Consider the following 15,756-nt stretch of genomic DNA (forward strand, 5'->3'; position numbering starts at 1 on the left):
TACCGGACGGCGCGGGCTAAGGTTAAGGCTCGCGAGGAAACCAGAGACAGGAACGGATGACGGAGACGAAGACAGCCTCCACCGACGACCAGACGGTCGACCGCGTGCTGGCGAACGCAGAGAAGCGCTCGGAGGTGCGGATGTTCGGCGCCGCGCAGGCGCTCCAGGACGAAGCGACGGCCGCGCACTCGACCGCAGACGGCGACCAGTGGGACCTCGAGGACCGGCATGCGCTGCGGCGTGTGGGCGGTCTGTCGACGGAGCTCGAGGACGTCACCGAGGTCGAGTATCGCCAGCTGCGTCTCGAGAACGTCGTGCTCGTCGGCGTGTATCCCCAGGGCGCCCAGGAGGACGCGGAGAATTCGTTGCGTGAGCTCGCCGCGCTCGCGGAGACGGCAGGCGCCGTCGTGCTCGACGGCGTGCTGCAGCGCCGTCCGCACCCGGACGCCGCCACCTACCTTGGACGCGGCAAAGCGCAGGAGTTGAAGGACATCGTCGCCGCCGTCGGCGCCGACACCGTGATCGCCGACACCGAGCTGGCCCCCAGCCAGCGACGTGCGCTCGAAGACGTCGTGAAGGTCAAGGTGATCGACCGGACCACCGTGATCCTCGACATCTTCAGCCAGCACGCCAAGAGCCGAGAGGGCAAGGCCCAGGTCGAGCTCGCGCAGCTCGAGTACCTGCTGCCGCGCCTGCGCGGCTGGGGTGAGTCGATGAGCCGCCAAGCCGGTGGACAGGTCGGTGCCGGAGGCGCGGGCATGGGCTCGCGCGGACCCGGTGAGACGAAGATCGAGCTCGACCGCCGACGCATCCGGACGAAGATGGCGCTCCTGCGCAAGCAGATCCGCGACTTCGCGCCCGCGCGCGAGGCGAAGCGGGCCGAACGCAAGCGCAACACCATCCCCTCCGTCGCCATCGCCGGGTACACGAACGCCGGGAAGTCGAGTCTGCTCAACGCGCTGACGAGCGCGGGCGTGCTCGTGGAGAACGCGCTGTTCGCGACCCTCGATGCGACCGTTCGTCGGTCCGAGACCGAAGACGGCCGGGTGTACACGCTCACCGACACGGTGGGATTCGTGCGCAACCTGCCGCACCAGCTCGTCGAAGCCTTCCGCTCCACGTTGGAGGAGGTCGGTGACGCGGACGTCGTGCTGCATGTGGTCGACGGCTCGCACCCCGACCCGGCCGGCCAGCTGCAGACCGTGCGCGACGTGATGGGCGATGTGGGCGTGCGCGACATGCCGGAGATCGTCGTCTTCAACAAGGCCGACCTCATCCCCGAGGACGAGCGGCTCGTGCTGCGCGGCCTGGAGCCGCAGGCGCACTTCGTCTCGTCACGGTCCGGCGAGGGCATCGTCGAGCTCCGCGCAGCGATCGAGGAGGCGCTGCCGAAGCCGGCCGTCGAACTCCACGCCGTGATCCCGTACGACCGCGGTGACCTCGTCGCGGCGATCCACGAGACCGGGATGCTGCTGTCCGTCGAGCACCAGGAGGCAGGGACCGCGGTGCACGCGCACGTGTCCGAGCGTCTCGCCGCCGACCTCGCGGCCTACGTCGTCAGCGACTGACGGCGGAGGCTCAGCGAGCGAGGAAGCGCGCCTCGACGGTCGCCGTGAGGACGATGTCCTGCGGCTCGTACTCCATGGCCGGCGCGGTGTCGGCCGCGAAAGCGACGGCACCGCGCGCCTTCCCCAGCGGTGTGCCGGGCGTCGGCGCCGTGGCGGAGAGCAGGCCGGTATCAGCGATCTCCAGCGGAGCCACGTCGGCGAGGCCGAGCGCGGCGGCGTAGGCCTCGGCTCTCGTCACGGCCACATGGACGGCCTGCGTGGCCACCTCTCGTTCCACGCGAACGCGGGTCTCGGGGGTGAGGTGCCAGTCGACACCGCCGACCTCGACGCCATCCCAGGCGGAGATGTCGGAGATCCAGACCGACAGTTCCGACGCCTCGGCGAAGGTCGCGGTGACGTCGATGCTCGCGTAGTAGACCGGGGCGAGACGCTTCCCGTCGGCGTTCCACGGACGCTCCGCACGGACCGAGAGGCGGGTGCTGCTCCAGTCGAGAGCGGAGCCGGCTTCCACGCGGCCCACGATGCTGGTCCGCACGGGCTCGGCCAGGCGCATCACATGGTCGACGACCGCGGCGCGGTCCGGACCTTCCGCGCGGACCGCGACGCGGACGGTGGCGCGCTCCGGAGCCAGACGGGCCTCGTGCTCGCCGCGGACGGTGACAGTCACATCGCTCATGGCGCCGACTCTACGCGACGTTCACCGGCGGCGTGGAATGGCGACGCGGGCGGGAACGTTGTATCCTGTGATGCTCGGGTGCTCGTCGTCCGAGGCTGACAATTCCACAGTGTGACAGCGGCTCCTTCGAGAGAAGGACCACGGGGCTGATCGGTTTCGACAGCGCCTGTGAATCCACGAGAAGCGGGCCGAGGATGCAGAGTTATCTCGTAAACGCTCTCTGCAAAACAATAGTTGCCGAATCCAAGCGCAACGACTTCGCCCTCGCTGCCTAAGCGAGCCCGATAGTCCGTCAGACCGTATGTGATTCCGATACGGATCCTGGCGTCATCTAGGAATCTTGCTGCGTGACGGCGTCTGGACGTCACGTGGGACTCTTCCCAGGCTGGGCTCGTCGACTTAGGTGTCTGTGACAAAGGTCGGAGCCGAGCAGAACGCTTCCACAGACTGCGCCCGGAGAAGGCGTGGAGACTCAGCGTTGGACGGGGGTTCGATTCCCCCCAGCTCCACCAGGTCGCTGTCACAAAGAACGAGGCCCGCCTCCCTAGTGATCACTGGAGAGGCGGGTCTTCTTTGCGTTGTGGATAACTCGTCAGGCGGCGATGCTTGCCCACACTTTGCCCACATCTGCTGCCGTCGCTCGCTCGTCGAGCCGGTTCGCGACGTCGTCGAGGTCGTCGTCGAATAGATCGGCGAAGGTGTCGAGGGCCATCGCGGCGGACTTATGGCCGAGCATCCGCTGCAGGGCCTTGACGTGAGGGCCAGAGCCGATGGCGAGGGATGCAGCGGTGTGTCGCAAGTCGTGGGGGGTGAGGCGCTCGAGACGGGCTTCCTCGGTTGCTCGAGCGAACCAGGATCCGGCGCCCTCGCTCGTCTTGGCGCGCCGCAGGAAGTTGCCGTTCGGGTCGGAGAACACGAGATCGCTCTTAGACTTTCCGGCGCACTGCCGCCCGAGGGCGTCGATGATGAACCCGGGGAACGGGACGGTGCGCTTTTCCCATGACTTCGGCGCGCCGACTTCGATCACGCCGTCGACCTCGACCGTGGCTCGGTTCACGTGCACTCGCCGACGCAGCATGTTGATGTCGGAGACGCGGAGCCCAATGCCTCGCTCCATCGCGCGGGACGCCCGCGCGCCAACGGCAGGGGAGAAGGGCCAGGATGAAGGACGGAGGACAATCCGAGGTATCCATGGCGCACTTCGTGATCGTCAGATGCGCCAAGGCTGGCCCGCGCGTGCCGGTCATGCAAGAAGGGCCCAACGACGTCCTGCCGGTTAGGGGGGGGGGGGGCTAGCTATAGGCCAGGACACGAAGCAGCAACGAGGGCTAACACGCTGTTCGAAAGGAGCCCCGGTTCGTCTCCTGCGGGTATGACAAGCTCTAACCATGATCACTGGAGATGAGCCACCCCCACGGGGGCTAGTGCGCGTCCCCATCACCGATGCAGCGGAGCTCGCAGCATCGCAAGAGCTCGCGCGCCGACTCCATCAGGTCGACCGACTCACCGAACGGTACTCAACTGTCGCCCAACTTCGAGCCAAACCGACGTCCGAGCTCGGTGATGATGACCGCCGCACCCACTGGCTGCAGCTCAGTCACTACGTCTCCGCCTGCATGAGCATGGCCACCGACAGCCTCCTCGCGACCAAGCAACTCCTGATGCCAGATGGCAAGCAGCTCGAACACCGCATCACCTCCCAGTTCCCGCTGCTGCGTAGCACGCTTGAATCGGCCGCAACTGCGCTCTGGCTGCTCCAACCGGCCGACCAGCGCGACCGGATCGTCCGACTCCTGCAGCTGCGCACCACCGACATCGATTACAACCTGCGGTTTGTCAAGGCCGCCGTCCGCCTGATTGACAACACCACCAGAGAAGGTCGTTCCGCCGCCCAGCGAGGCATCCGCGACGCTACCAAACGCAGACGCAAGCACCGCGAGCAGCTGGCCACCATCGCCGAGGCCAACGACATCACCCCCGACGAGTACACCGACGGCGCTCCCGGCTACGAACGGATCGTCGAAGAAGCAACTGACTCTCCCGACCTCACCGGTGCCCACGCCTCCACCGTCTGGCGCATGATCTCCGGCCTCACCCACCCCAGCCCACTTCGCGTCACCGACACCTCCAAACACGGTGCGACCATCGACAACGACGACGGCACACTCTACGTGCTTAGCTCCATGGGCCTCGGCACCACGACGGTCGCTCTCCTCGCCGCCATGATGACCTACCGCCAAGCGACCGAGTTACTCGGCGCCCGCATTCTCCGCGTCAAGAGGCGCCCCTAGCCTCGGCACCGCGCTCGCTGCCTCAGTTCGGGCATACTGAGCGGATGCAGCTCTGGGAAATCCTCGCCGCTGGCTTCGAAGTGTTCATGAAGCTTGCTCAACTTGCGCTCGACTACCTCAAGGTTCTCGTTTGGCCCGCGGTCGTGTTCACCCTCGTGCTGATCTACAAGCGCCCTCTCATTGGCGTCCTGGCAAGGCTGCGGAAGGCCACGGCTCCCGGCGTCGCGGTAGAGCTCTTCGCAGATGAGCTCGCTGGAGCGGCCGAACAAGCGGCCGCGACAGAGGACGTCCCAGCGGTGCCCAACGAAGCCGCTGTTGCGTCGGGCGAAGCACCGACGGGGCCTCCGGGGGGCGTGGCGGGGACCGAGCCAGCTCAAGGTCGTACCCACGACATCGACGATGAGCCCCCCAAGTCTCCGGCCGGTACCAGCTCAGCCGAGACAACCGTGGATAGCTACCTCGTTTCAGCGATGCAGAACCTCCTCGCTGAGGGTCGCATCGCAGATGGCAGGAGGTTTTCCGAAACGCTCCACACCAGGCCCAAGTGGAGTTGGTATCAGCTCTCTCAACGACAGACAGGCTTGCGTCCCGTCGACGGTGCATGGCGAAGGCTGGAACGAGAGGCCTACTCGGTCGCTGATCTGCTCGGCTTACCGGAAGAGAAACGAACGACGAGCGACACCGCGCTGGAGCTTATTCGGCGGAAGTTGCTCCGTCCTGAGTACGCGACGATCCTTACGGGACTGCAGGCACTTCGCCGAGAAATCTTGCACGCCGATGAGCCCCCTACCGTCGAAGTTGCGGCGAACTTCGTATCTACGGCCGCCATAATCGCGGAGCAGTTCACCAAGGCTCGATCGCGCATCAAGCCTGAGACGCACCTCCACGACCCGCATCCAGCGACGGAATCCACGGGCAAACAGGACCGCGAACGAGCTAGCTCCGGAGAAGCTGCGACATAGTGACCTCCTCGCTCAGCCCGCGGATCCGGCAACGCCGCCCCACGGGCATTCGCAGCCTCCAGTCGGCCGCAGGCTGGGGCACGTTAAGCTGATCCGGTAGAAGTGTGCGCGCCGGCCCTGTAAAGCTGTGCTTCCACGCAAACTGTGACCGAAGCCTCCGATCTCGGCGGGGTTTCGTCGTTTCCGCGCGTGGCTGCGCCGCCACACGTTCTCACCCCTCCGCAGAGCAACCGCCGCTAGCCATGACGTCACGTTCACGGCATCGAATCGGGAGTCGTCGGGTGAGCAGCACTGGGCCGGTCGCAGCCTCGCGCTATCGGCGAGGGAAGTCATCAAAGAAGAGGGCCGCGATGTCATCAGGAGCAATCGGCTCGAGGCCGAGGTCCTTGCGCGCTCCAACGGCAACCGCCGCGACCATCAACTGAATCTCCTTGCGTCGGTCAGCAGGGACTCTTCCGCCGTGCTCGCGCATGATCTCGTAAGACTCTCTCTGCCACTCGTCGACCGCGGCGAGCGTGCCCGGACTTCCCCACATCGCTACGGTCGCGCGATCGACGGCGAGGTCACCTGTTCGGCCGCCTGCGAAGGATTGAATGATCCCGCTGATCATGTTCGCGTACACACTGGCTCGCTGATCACGCTGTTCGGATGCCAGTGCCGCACGAGCTACTCGCTCCTGCTCGTTGAGTTGATCTTTGCGCTGCCCGCGCCAATCGCGCGTGATCGATAGCGCAACAGCGCCGGCAAGTGCCGCCCCAATCAAGCTGATACCCGGCTGTAGAAGGCTAGGCTCCGCGGCAGCCCACGCCATGCCAGGGAGCGAGAGAGCGACTAGCGCTAAGCCGCCAGCCAAGAGGGTCCCGATCAGGATTCGCGTGAACTTCACCATGCGGTGATCGTACCGAGAGCGGAGCGAACAGATGGGCAGTCGAAGCGTCCGGGACGACACGGGCCATCGTGCTTATCGTGGCCATCAGGTCGCGCTCAAGCGCCGCACGAAGGCTCAGGGCCTCCCCTGCGGGCATGGCTCACCTTTGGGGTGGGGCGGTGGCGAGCACATCGACACCGACCTGCGATCCACACACCGGATGAGCTTCACTGCCGACCACGACAAGGCGATGGCCAACGGTGACCGGCCCTTCGGGCAGGCGCTCGTGCCGATGCATCGCCGCTGCAACTCGTTCAAGAGCGATCACGCCGATACTGAGATCTGGGCGGCGTCATAGACTGGAAGATTCCCACGATGCGCAACACGAGGAACCGCGTCGACGTCGTCATCGCCGACCACCCCGCTGCCGTTGAGGTGCAGCACGGCGAGCCGATCGTCGAGGCTGCCGACTTTGCGCCCGACCCGCACCGCCTCATCATCGTGCTCGCATCGACGAAGCAGGCAGGCCAGGAGTACGCCCGCGCTCGACCCCGGCGAAGAGCTGATGGTTGGGACGGAGCCCTCGACCACCACGCATCCGACCGAGCACACGATCAAGATCGGTTGGGGATGGTAGCCCGCCGCGATCGTCGGCGCAGCCGTCGCCGTCGTCGTCGCCCTGGTCGCGCCACTGCGCTCAGCGCGTGAGATCGATCCGAACCAGGTGGTGCTCGCGCTCATCGCGCTCCTGTCGAGCCTGGGCTCGGTGATCATCCCGAGGTCAATGCGGTCGGGAAGAACACCTCGCAGACAGCGGAACACGTCGTGAACTCTCATTCCTCGACGATCCTGCGCGACGACATCGACGAGACCAAGCGGATCGTCAAGGCCACCGACTCACGGCTCTACGGCGTCGAGCAGCCCTAGAACTTCAAGGCCCGCGACGTCCTCGGCATCCGCGAGGAGATCGGCCAGATCCGCAAGACCGAACGCCACCAGTAGGACGTGATCGAAACGACCGCCCGTAAGCGCCGACAGAACCCAGGAGGCACTTTATAAGCAAGATCCGATTCCGCAGCAGCGAGCGATCCGCACCGCGGTGCAGGTCTTCATCACCGCGGCCGCCGTCCTCGCGACGACCGTCGTCGTCGCCCTGCAGATCATCGACGTGGTCGCTGACGTAGTGCCAGGCCCGGTGATCGCCTGAGCGACGGCTGCGGTCGCGATACTCGCCGCGATCAACGCGGTGATCGCCCGCGTGATGGCAATCCGTAATTCCGGGGGTGCTTCGCCGTCGCCCGCCGCGAGGCAAGGTTCGATTCCCCCCAGCTCCACCAGGTCGCTGTCGCACACAACGAGGCCCACCTCCCCAGTAACCACTAAGGAGGCGGGCCTTATTCGTGTCGGGGGAACGGGCGGCCGAGACCCCCGCAGGGTCATAGCATCGAGCTGGCTACGATGGGAGGGTGTCGTCTGAACCCCGCCCGTCCGTGCGGAGTCGGCGGCGCCGCACCGGCTGGCTCGTCGCGGTGATCGCGGTGGTGGTGGCAGCCGTGCTCCTCGTCGCCGCAGCGTGGGTGCTGGGGCGGAGGGGGGACCTCGTCACGAACGTGACCATCGCGCTGAGCTATGTCGGCGACGACGGGCGGACGTACTCGTGTACCTACGACTACAGGACCCCGCACCGCGCGCCGATGCCCCCGGAGATCGCGGAAGAGATGAACGACCGCGATTGGTCTCAGACGGGCCAGCTCATCTACGAATGGGCGAAGACCCATCCGGCCGAGTCTTGGTCCACAGAGGACGAGCTTCCTGCCGACGACCCCGGATCGACCAGAGCAGACAGCTCGTGGGCACTCGCGCTCGACCGCTTCATCACCTTCCCACCGTGGACGATCGAGACCGCGGAGGGACCCGAGTACGCGCTCTGGTGGGAAGCCCGCCGGGGAAGCGACTGCGAAGACGGCCTGCGATAGGCTCCGCGGCGCGGTGACCGCGGTCGACTATGCGGTCACCCAGCGGACGCCGTCGGCGTCGGGGGCGAAGCGGCGCCCGGCGTCCGTCTCCAGCTCCTCCATGAGCGGGATGATGACGCTCCACAGCGCCCAGTGCTCCGGCGTGCCTTCACCACCTTGTGCCCTCCCTTCCCACCGGGCGGCTGCCGGAAGCGGAACGCGGAAGCCGAACCGGGTCCCCGTCGAGTCGGTGACCTCTGCGCTCAGCGACCCCGCTCCGGCCGCCAACTGCGTCAGGGTGAAATCCCGGGGGACGATGAGTGTTCCCCGCCCACGGTCCCAGGCCTCGCGGACCGCTGTCAGGAACGGCCCCGCGATGATGTCGGTCGTCATCAGAAGTCTCCTTCCCCGATCGGCGGGACAGCGCCCGCCCGTTCGACTCCCTCACCGCGATGATCGCAGGCGCGAGGGCCGGGTGTCTGTCCCCTCTTCGGGGGACGCGAACGGATCTGCGGTCGCGTACGACCGATCCGGCGCGCGCGCAAGGGGGTCGGAGGCGACTGCGCTCGCGAGGTACCAAGGGGGTCCACGACGAAGGGAGACGCCATGCCGAAGGGCGATGTCGACACGTTCCACCAGGAAGGCGGCTGGTTCAATCGCGTCCAGGGCGAGGTGAACACGTTCAGCGGGCCGCATGACACGAAGGACGAGGCGGTCGCCGTCGGGCGGGAGACGGCTCGGGCACGTCAGGTCGAGCACCTCATCCGACGGGAGGACGGCACGATCGGGGAGCGGAACAGCTACGGCAACGACCCTCGGGACGTCCGCGGCTGAGACGCGGGTGGGGAGGCGCGGCATGACGGCCCTGGTGGCGGAGTCGGGCGAGGCCTACCATTCGCACATGGGGTTCATCATGTACGACAGCACGAGCCAGCTCCACATCGAGGACCGCGCGCTCGCGCACCTCAAGGTCGTGATCGCGACGAAGCTCCGACGCAACGAGAGCTTCACGGTGTCGTGGACCCACCCCGAGGGCGATGCGTACGGACGCTCCACGATCTGGCTGCATCCGTCGATCCCGCTGCGCTTCACGTTCGAAGGGCGGGAGCCGCCCAAGCTGAACCCGAAGTGGATCGACGACCTCATGCAATCGGCGAACTCCACCGGAGGCATCACGCTCGTCGACGAGATCGTCCAGGGCTCCACGACCGAGTGACAGCGCAGGAGCCCCGCCTCTTCGCGAGGCGGGGCTCCTGCCGTCCGGACGAGCGGCTCAGTGCGAGCGGTCCGGGTCGTCGGCGCGCACGTCGTCGCCGTCGTCGTCCGATCCGTCCGTGGGCGGAACGGTGCGCGGCTCGCCCTTGTTGTCCTCGGCGCCGAGGTTGTCGTTCTCCTCGGGGCCGGGGGAGGGCTCGGTGCTGATGTCGTTGCGGTCGCTGTCGTTACCCATGCGCATTCCTTTCCTCGACGGATGTCACCAGCCTCGTCCGTCTGCGGCCTCAGGCCCAGCGGCTTGACAACACCAGCCCGAGTGGTGTGCGGCGTCAGTGCTGTCCCTCGATGAGGAGGAGTCCCTGCTTCGTGTCGGCGACCTTCACCCAGCCGTCCCCGAAGAGATACGTCATGCGTACCCGTCCTCGTCCGTGCTCATGGCGAACTGCGGGTCCTCGGTGACGTACGTGCCCTGAGCGTCTTCCTCGCTCCGCCACCCCTCCTCCTCGAGCCCCGCCTGTGCGCGCTCCGCCTCCTCGGCGGACAGGGGGGACCAGCCGTACATCTGACCGTGGTCCGAGGGCACGCTGAAGTCCGCCCAGAAGCAGAGGAGTCCCTGTGTCAGCTCGACGTCCCCGACGCGGAACTCGCGTGGCTCTGCCGTCCAGCCGGCGTCGGTGAGGGCCGCTACGGTGCCTTCGGAGATCATCGACTCGCACGTGAGCTCGTCCCCGCCCGGTGTCGCGCTCGCGCCGCCGTCTCCCGTGGGAGCGGCCGAGCCCGGCGCCGACGGCTCAGGGGTGCCGCCACCCGTGCACGCCGTCAGGGCGGCTCCCGCGAGCACGAGACCGGTCAGGATCGCGAGTCGTCGGGTGGTCATCGTGGCCTCGGGGTGGTCAGTCGTGCAGGAGACGGAGGAACTCGTCGTGAAGGGTGCCGTTGGTGGCGAGTGTCGAGCGGGCGGAGATCGTCTCGGAGCCGTCGAATGCCGTCATGCGCCCGCCGGCCTCATTCACGATCGCCACAGCCGCTGCGATGTCGTACTCCTTCACATCGAACTCCGCGACCGCCTCCAGTCGTCCTTCGGCGAGGAGCATGTAGGCGTAGACGTCGCCGTACGCCCGATCGCGCCAGACGTGCTCGCTCAGGCGCAGCAGGGCATCCAGCTGCCCGGCGTCACGCCACTGCGCGATGCTCTGGAAGCTCACGCTGGCCTCGTCCAGCGAGGAGACGGTGGAGGTGGCGAGACGGCGCTCGGTGCGGTCGCTCACCGTCCAGGCACCGCGTCCTGCTGCGGCCCACCAGCGCCGCCCGAGGGCGGGCATGCTGACCACGCCGACACGGGGCACGCCATCGATCGCCAGGGCGATCATCGTCCCCCACAGAGGAACGCCGCGGAGGAAGTTCGCGGTGCCGTCGATCGGGTCGATGATCCACTGCCGAGCGGTGCCGCCCTGAGCCCCGAACTCTTCGCCGAAGATGCCGTCGGCGGGACGTTCCTCTTCCAAGATCCGGCGGATCGCGCGCTCCGTCGCCAGGTCGGCGTCCGTCACGTGCGAGCGGTCCGCCTTCGTGGAGATCTCCAGGTCGGCGGCGTCGAAACGCGGGAGCGACTGGGCATCCGCGGCGTCGGCGAGGCGAAGGGCGAGCTGGAGATCGGCGCGCAGGTCGGCGGCGTCGGGAGTGGCGGTCACGCTCTCAGGATAGTCGCCGTCCCGACGGCGCCCGCAGAGACCATCGGCCAGGATGAGGGGGCGAAACGCCCGAGCCACGCCCGGGCCGCGCTGGATTTCGTGTCGGCGCCAACCGCTGGTAATGTAATTCCTCGGTCGGGGTTATCCCGGGCCACGCACCTCTAGCTCAATCGGCAGAGCAACTGACTCTTAATCAGTGGGTTCAGGGTTCAAGTCCCTGGGGGTGCACGGAACAAGCCTCAGAGATCTCGCCATCTCCGGGGCTTTTTCTCTGCCTGTTTCGGGGCTGGATCGCTCAGGGCGGGATCGAAACCGTGCCTCTCGCGGCCGGGAGAGGCACCTTATCGAACCGGCATGGGGCGGGAGGGACGACCTGCCGACGCGGGGATCGGAAACGCGCGTTGCGGCGGCGGGTGGGGTGCGCGTCAGGCGCGGCGGACGGAGAGCAGCTGCCAGCCCTCCGGGACCTTCGCCTCGATGCCCGCCATGTCCTCGGCCTCGATCTGCTCGACGCCGTCGACGCGCTGGAACGTCCCCGTGGCCTCCATCTTCGCCTCACCCTTGAGCATGTGCACCGGGGCGGAGGTGAGCGCGTAGCCCGGCTCACGATGAGCATCGAGCTGGGCGTGGACGTCTTCGAGGGATGTCCCGGTGACGTCGACGGTCATGGATCCTCGGGGGCGGATGAGGGCGACGAGCATCCGTCCAGTCTACGAGCGGACCGTGCTACTCAGAGATCCCAGTCGAGCGTGGAGCGCACGTCGATGGGGGCGTCGTGGCCGGCGTCCTCGCGGATCAGGTAGACGACGACACGCGACTGCGCGGTGATGAGCACGCTCGTCAGAGCGTCGCCGGTCGCCAAGTCGATGAACGTCGGTTGCGAGCGCGCCGCCGCTTCGATCCGAGACATGAGGTCCGCGACATCCGTGCTGCGAGGCAGGAGGAAGTCGTGCCCATCGATCTCGATGTGCGTCGTCGTCATTCCCGTCTGGTTCCCCATGCGCTCCACGGTACGAACCTCCTCGAAACCCGACAAGAGGGGTTGAACCCCGCCGAAGAGCGTGTTAGGACCGGGTGAGAGCGCTCTCGCTGCCGTCCGGCTGCTGCTGGTCCGCGGGCTCGGGGACGAGGTACAGACCGCTCGGGGCGTTGGCGGTGAATGCGAGGGCCTCGATCCAGGCGCGGTTGACGCTGGGCTGGCGACTGCCGTGGTACTTGTACACCAGCGAGCTTCCGGCATGGATCCAGACCGTCGTCCGGCCGCCGCCCATGCTGACGTCGTCCTTCCAGGTGAAGCCGAAGGGCTCGCCACGGCGGAGCTTCGCGGTCATGACCAGCTGGATGTGTGTGAGAGCGCGGTCTTCGATGTCGACCTTGACGCTGTTCTCGTAGATGAACTTGCCCATCGCAAGATTCCCTTCTCGCCACGGGAACCTGTGCTAAGAGGCGCGGACGCGATGACCGCTGGTGTGGGGTGTGCTCAGCGTTTCACACTTCTGCCCGTTCTCCTACCCGACCGGGGTGTCGTGCGTCGTCGCGTGTCTCCCTGTTTCAGGCCACCGGATCGAGAAGCGTGGGATCGGACGGGTCGACGGTGCGCGTGTTGCTCACCTTGCGGTCGACGACGTGTCCGCGGAGCGTCGCCGCGACATCGGCGGAGGTGTGATCGAGCATCGCCAGCGTATCGAGCTTGGTCTGCCCGGTGAGCTTCTCCGGTGTGAGCCAGGCGTCCCAGGTGTCCGGAGTCAGGAAGGCGGGCATCCGGTCGTGCACCTCCCCACCGGCATCGCGTGCCTCCCGGGTGACGACGACGAAGCAGCGCACCTTCTCTCCCTCATGCTCCATCGACCAGGTGAGGCCGGCGGCGGCGAGCAGGCCGTCCCCGTGGAGGAAGTGCGGGGTCTTGTGGCCTTTCTCGCCCGTCCATTCGAAGTACCCGCGCATCGGCACGAGGCACCGCGCGGCGGAGAACGCCGGCGCCCAGAACCCGGCGGCGAGCTTCTCCATCCGTGCGTTGATCAGCGGGGCGCGCTGCGGACGGTTGGGAGGACTCTGCCAGTCCCACCGCACGAGTTCGAGGATGCGGCCCTCACCGCGGTCCCGGACGATCGGGGCGCTCTCGGTGGGCGCGATCGAGTAGGCGCCGTGCCAGGACTTCCACCAGTCCTCCGGGCGGCCGCCCTCGGCGACGAACTCCCTGATCAGCTCGTCCGTCGCCGCGTCGTTCGCGAATCGTCCGCACATGTCATCGCCTCCGTCTCGCCGGTCGCTCGCGCCGCGGCCGGCATCGCCTCCATCATGGGGCATGGCGCGGACATCGGGTCAGACGACCTCGATCACCGTGCCGGCGGTCAGATCCGACAGCTGGGCGAAGGTCAGCGGCATGACGGTGTGCGGGTGGCCCGCCGCCGCCCACACCACGTCGTACACCTGCAGCGCGCTGTCGATGAAGGTCGGGAGGGACGTGGGATGGCCGACGGGCGCCACTCCGCCGATCGCCTGTCCGGTGGCGTCGCGCACGGTGGCGGGCGGTGCCATGACGACCTCGCTCGCCCCCACGCTTCGCGCCAGGACGGCGAGGTTCGCCCGGTGCCCGCCGCTGGTCATGACGAGGACGGGGCGGCCGTCGGCGAGGAAGACGAGACTGTTGGCGATCGCGGCGACATCGCAGCCGATGGCGGCGGCCGCCTCGGCGGCGGTGCGCGCCGAGTCCGGAAGAACCCGGATCTCGGTCTCGACACCGGCCGCGAGGAGGTGTTCCTGCACCCGTCGGCTGCGCTCGGGGAGGGGAGGAGCGTCGGTCATGCCCCCACGGTAGCCGAGCAGGTCAGCCGGCGTCACCGACGAGGATCGCCGCCGCGTCCTCGGCGGTCGCATCAGCCGGCTCGTCGTCGATGTGCGCGAGGACCTTCCGGCCGAGGAGGATCGTCAGCGCGGCCAGCAGGACGGCGGCGGCGGCGAAGAGGTACGGCACGGTGGCGCTGAACAGGTGCCACAGCAGGGCGGCGATCGGCGGGGCCATCGCGCCGCCGAGGAAGCGGACTGCGGAGTAGGCCGAAGAGGCGACGGAGCGGGGGAGGTCTGTCGCCTCCATGACGGCTTCGGTCAGCACGGTGTTCATGATGCCGAGGAGCAGACCGCCGACGATGATGCACACGACGAGAGCGGCCGGTTCGGCGACCACGAGTCCCGCGACCACGAGATCGACGGCGAGCAGGGGCAGCACGGTGAGGATCACGTGCGTCCGCGGCATCCGGCGCATCAGCACCGGCGCGACCCACACGCTGGTGATCGCGAGGGCGACACCCCAGCCGAAGAAGGTCAGGCCGATGCCCATCGCGCCGAAGCCCAGGGGGAAGGGCGAGAACGCGAGCAGCACGAAGAAGCCGATGTTGTAGAACAGGGCGGCCACGGCGAGGATCGCGAGCGCGGGACGGCGCAGGGCCGTGAAGGGGGCGGAGAACTTCACCGGCGTGCGCTTCTCGCCCGGACCCCGCAGCAGCACGAGCACGGCGATGAAGGCGATGGCCATCAGGGCCACGACGCCGAAGAACGGGCCGCGCCAGCTCTGCTCGCCGAGGATGCCGCCGAGGAGGGGACCCACGGCGATGCCGAGGCCGAGTGCCGCCTCATACAGCACGATGGCCGCGCTGCTGCCGCCGGATGCGGCGCCGACGATCGTGGCCAGCGCCGTCGAGATGAACAGCGCGTTGCCCAGCCCCCAGCCGGCACGGAAGCCGATGACCGCGTCGACGCTGCCGCTGATCGCGCAGAGGAAGGCGAACACGACGATCAGGCCGAGACCGACGAGGAGGGTCGCCTTGGCGCCGATCCGGCTGGAGATCCAGCTGGTGACGAGCATCGCGAGGCCGGTGACGAGGAGGTAGCTGGTGAACAGCAGTTCCGTCTCGACCGGCGTGGCCTCGAGGGACTCCGCGATGGCCGGGAGGATCGGATCGACGAGGCCGATGCCCATGAAAGCGACGACGCACGCGAAGGCGACGGCCCATACCTGGGCCGGCTGCCGCCAGACCGAGGGGGCGGGTGTAGCGGGGGCGGTGTTCAACGGATGTCTCCTGTCCGGTCGGCAGAGGTGCGGGCGGCGAGGATCTCGGCCGCACGGGTGAGGGCATGCCAGTCGTCGTCGTCGAGGTCGGCGAACCGCGGTGCGATCGTCTCCCGGAACTCGGAGCGCCAGGCGGCCAGGGCCGCCGTGCCGTCGGGGGTCGCGGCGACGACGGTGGCACGGGAATCGTCGGGGTCGGGGGAGCGGCGGACGAGGCCCTCGCGTTCGAGGGTGCCGAGCAACCGGGTCATCCCGGGCTGTGTCGTGCGGGCCGCCGCGGCGAGCTCGCCGACGCGACGGGGACCCGACTGGTCGAGCAGGCTGAGCACCCGCCATTGCGCGGCGGGCGCCTCGTTCCCCGCGTCCTGGGCGGCGATGCGACCCAGCGCGTAGCCCGAGAGCACGAGCGAGGGGATGACCTCAGAGCGATTCATACCAGAAAGTATATACCGGCTGGTATGTAT

General features: G+C 67.8%; 21 protein-coding genes, 1 tRNA gene and 1 other RNA gene. 8 read left to right on the top strand and 15 right to left on the bottom strand.

The annotated features are described in order from the left end of the window. Positions 1 to 56 precede the first annotated feature (56 nt). Positions 57 to 1,568 (top strand): GTPase HflX, encoded by a 1,512-nt coding sequence (gene hflX, locus B7W94_RS14680; RefSeq protein ID WP_085607336.1) that lies wholly within the window; start codon positions 57 to 59, stop codon positions 1,566 to 1,568. Between the two features lie 10 nt (positions 1,569 to 1,578). On the opposite strand, the gene B7W94_RS14685 is transcribed toward hflX, so the two are convergent. Then, the gene (locus tag B7W94_RS14685; protein WP_085607338.1) at positions 1,579 to 2,244 is read right to left on the bottom strand and encodes an SIMPL domain-containing protein; all 666 of its coding nucleotides are present in this window, start codon (positions 2,242 to 2,244) and stop codon (positions 1,579 to 1,581) included. 142 nt (positions 2,245 to 2,386) lie between these two features. Between B7W94_RS14685 and ssrA the strand changes: the two genes are divergently transcribed. Continuing rightward, positions 2,387 to 2,756, top strand: a transfer-messenger RNA (tmRNA) gene (ssrA, locus tag B7W94_RS14690). A gap of 80 nt (positions 2,757 to 2,836) precedes the next feature. On the opposite strand, the gene B7W94_RS14695 is transcribed toward ssrA, so the two are convergent. Beyond that, positions 2,837 to 3,361: a tyrosine-type recombinase/integrase gene (locus tag B7W94_RS14695; RefSeq protein ID WP_301178380.1), complete on the bottom strand. Its 525-nt coding sequence runs from the start codon at positions 3,359 to 3,361 to the stop codon at positions 2,837 to 2,839. A 307-nt stretch (positions 3,362 to 3,668) separates the two neighbouring features. On the opposite strand from B7W94_RS14695, the gene B7W94_RS14700 reads away from it, so the two are divergent. Together B7W94_RS14700 and B7W94_RS14705 are read left to right on the top strand one after the other, a co-directional pair. Beyond that, a complete protein-coding gene (locus tag B7W94_RS14700) occupies positions 3,669 to 4,535 on the top strand; it encodes a hypothetical protein (RefSeq protein ID WP_085607340.1) in 867 nt (288 codons plus the stop codon). 44 nt (positions 4,536 to 4,579) lie between these two features. Next, entirely contained in the window at positions 4,580 to 5,497 is a 918-nt protein-coding gene (locus B7W94_RS14705) for a hypothetical protein (protein WP_085607342.1), read from the top strand. Between the two features lie 313 nt (positions 5,498 to 5,810). Here B7W94_RS14705 and B7W94_RS14710 read toward each other — a convergent pair whose 3' ends face one another. Further along, positions 5,811 to 6,386 (bottom strand): hypothetical protein, encoded by a 576-nt coding sequence (locus tag B7W94_RS14710; RefSeq protein ID WP_085607344.1) that lies wholly within the window; start codon positions 6,384 to 6,386, stop codon positions 5,811 to 5,813. A 303-nt stretch (positions 6,387 to 6,689) separates the two neighbouring features. Continuing rightward, on the bottom strand, positions 6,690 to 7,106 hold the full coding sequence (locus B7W94_RS14715; protein ID WP_139833336.1) for a hypothetical protein: 417 nt from the start codon (positions 7,104 to 7,106) through the stop codon (positions 6,690 to 6,692). 725 nt (positions 7,107 to 7,831) lie between these two features. Here B7W94_RS14715 and B7W94_RS14720 point away from each other — a divergent pair. After that, positions 7,832 to 8,341 (top strand): hypothetical protein, encoded by a 510-nt coding sequence (locus B7W94_RS14720; RefSeq protein WP_085607348.1) that lies wholly within the window; start codon positions 7,832 to 7,834, stop codon positions 8,339 to 8,341. A gap of 27 nt (positions 8,342 to 8,368) precedes the next feature. Here B7W94_RS14720 and B7W94_RS14725 read toward each other — a convergent pair whose 3' ends face one another. Beyond that, positions 8,369 to 8,713 (bottom strand): hypothetical protein, encoded by a 345-nt coding sequence (locus B7W94_RS14725; protein ID WP_085607350.1) that lies wholly within the window; start codon positions 8,711 to 8,713, stop codon positions 8,369 to 8,371. 213 nt (positions 8,714 to 8,926) lie between these two features. Here B7W94_RS14725 and B7W94_RS14730 point away from each other — a divergent pair, with 213 nt between their 5' ends. Further along, on the top strand, positions 8,927 to 9,154 hold the full coding sequence (locus tag B7W94_RS14730; RefSeq protein WP_062634870.1) for a DUF2188 domain-containing protein: 228 nt from the start codon (positions 8,927 to 8,929) through the stop codon (positions 9,152 to 9,154). Positions 9,155 to 9,221: 67 nt separating this feature from the next. After that, positions 9,222 to 9,536 (top strand): DUF7882 family protein, encoded by a 315-nt coding sequence (locus B7W94_RS14735; protein WP_025103247.1) that lies wholly within the window; start codon positions 9,222 to 9,224, stop codon positions 9,534 to 9,536. Positions 9,537 to 9,593: 57 nt separating this feature from the next. On the opposite strand, the gene B7W94_RS18150 is transcribed toward B7W94_RS14735, so the two are convergent. From B7W94_RS18150 to B7W94_RS14750, 3 genes are all read right to left on the bottom strand, one after another. Further along, the gene (locus B7W94_RS18150; RefSeq protein ID WP_172400131.1) at positions 9,594 to 9,770 is read right to left on the bottom strand and encodes a hypothetical protein; all 177 of its coding nucleotides are present in this window, start codon (positions 9,768 to 9,770) and stop codon (positions 9,594 to 9,596) included. Positions 9,771 to 9,941: 171 nt separating this feature from the next. After that, positions 9,942 to 10,412 carry a hypothetical protein gene (locus tag B7W94_RS14745; RefSeq protein ID WP_253247449.1) on the bottom strand — a complete coding sequence of 157 codons (471 nt, stop codon included), beginning with the start codon at positions 10,410 to 10,412 and terminating at the stop codon, positions 9,942 to 9,944. Positions 10,413 to 10,428: 16 nt separating this feature from the next. After that, the gene (locus B7W94_RS14750; RefSeq protein ID WP_085607354.1) at positions 10,429 to 11,226 is read right to left on the bottom strand and encodes an inositol monophosphatase family protein; all 798 of its coding nucleotides are present in this window, start codon (positions 11,224 to 11,226) and stop codon (positions 10,429 to 10,431) included. 155 nt (positions 11,227 to 11,381) lie between these two features. Here B7W94_RS14750 and B7W94_RS14755 point away from each other — a divergent pair. Then, positions 11,382 to 11,454 (top strand) — tRNA-Lys (locus B7W94_RS14755). A gap of 197 nt (positions 11,455 to 11,651) precedes the next feature. On the opposite strand, the gene B7W94_RS14760 is transcribed toward B7W94_RS14755, so the two are convergent. The 7 genes from B7W94_RS14760 to B7W94_RS14790 form a co-directional block, all read right to left on the bottom strand. Then, positions 11,652 to 11,927 carry a hypothetical protein gene (locus tag B7W94_RS14760; protein WP_085607356.1) on the bottom strand — a complete coding sequence of 92 codons (276 nt, stop codon included), beginning with the start codon at positions 11,925 to 11,927 and terminating at the stop codon, positions 11,652 to 11,654. A gap of 29 nt (positions 11,928 to 11,956) precedes the next feature. Further along, positions 11,957 to 12,226 carry a hypothetical protein gene (locus B7W94_RS14765; RefSeq protein ID WP_126893022.1) on the bottom strand — a complete coding sequence of 90 codons (270 nt, stop codon included), beginning with the start codon at positions 12,224 to 12,226 and terminating at the stop codon, positions 11,957 to 11,959. Positions 12,227 to 12,290: 64 nt separating this feature from the next. Then, positions 12,291 to 12,632, bottom strand: a complete 342-nt coding sequence (locus tag B7W94_RS14770; protein ID WP_025103253.1) for a DUF7882 family protein — start codon at positions 12,630 to 12,632, stop codon at positions 12,291 to 12,293. Between the two features lie 145 nt (positions 12,633 to 12,777). Beyond that, positions 12,778 to 13,470, bottom strand: coding sequence for an SOS response-associated peptidase (locus B7W94_RS14775; RefSeq protein WP_085607360.1), 693 nt, complete (start codon positions 13,468 to 13,470; stop codon positions 12,778 to 12,780). Between the two features lie 78 nt (positions 13,471 to 13,548). Continuing rightward, complete coding sequence (locus tag B7W94_RS14780) at positions 13,549 to 14,031, bottom strand: YbaK/EbsC family protein (protein ID WP_025103255.1); 483 nt, start codon at positions 14,029 to 14,031, stop codon at positions 13,549 to 13,551. Positions 14,032 to 14,053: 22 nt separating this feature from the next. Further along, positions 14,054 to 15,292, bottom strand: coding sequence for an MFS transporter (locus B7W94_RS14785; RefSeq protein ID WP_025103256.1), 1,239 nt, complete (start codon positions 15,290 to 15,292; stop codon positions 14,054 to 14,056). Beyond that, positions 15,289 to 15,726, bottom strand: a complete 438-nt coding sequence (locus B7W94_RS14790) for a MarR family winged helix-turn-helix transcriptional regulator (protein WP_025103257.1) — start codon at positions 15,724 to 15,726, stop codon at positions 15,289 to 15,291. The genes B7W94_RS14785 and B7W94_RS14790 overlap by 4 nt, the downstream gene beginning before the upstream one ends. Between the last annotated feature and the right edge of the window lie 30 nt (positions 15,727 to 15,756).

The sequence above is a fragment of the Microbacterium sp. LEMMJ01 genome (genome assembly GCF_002114135.1).
In the GTDB taxonomy this organism is placed as follows: domain Bacteria; phylum Actinomycetota; class Actinomycetes; order Actinomycetales; family Microbacteriaceae; genus Microbacterium.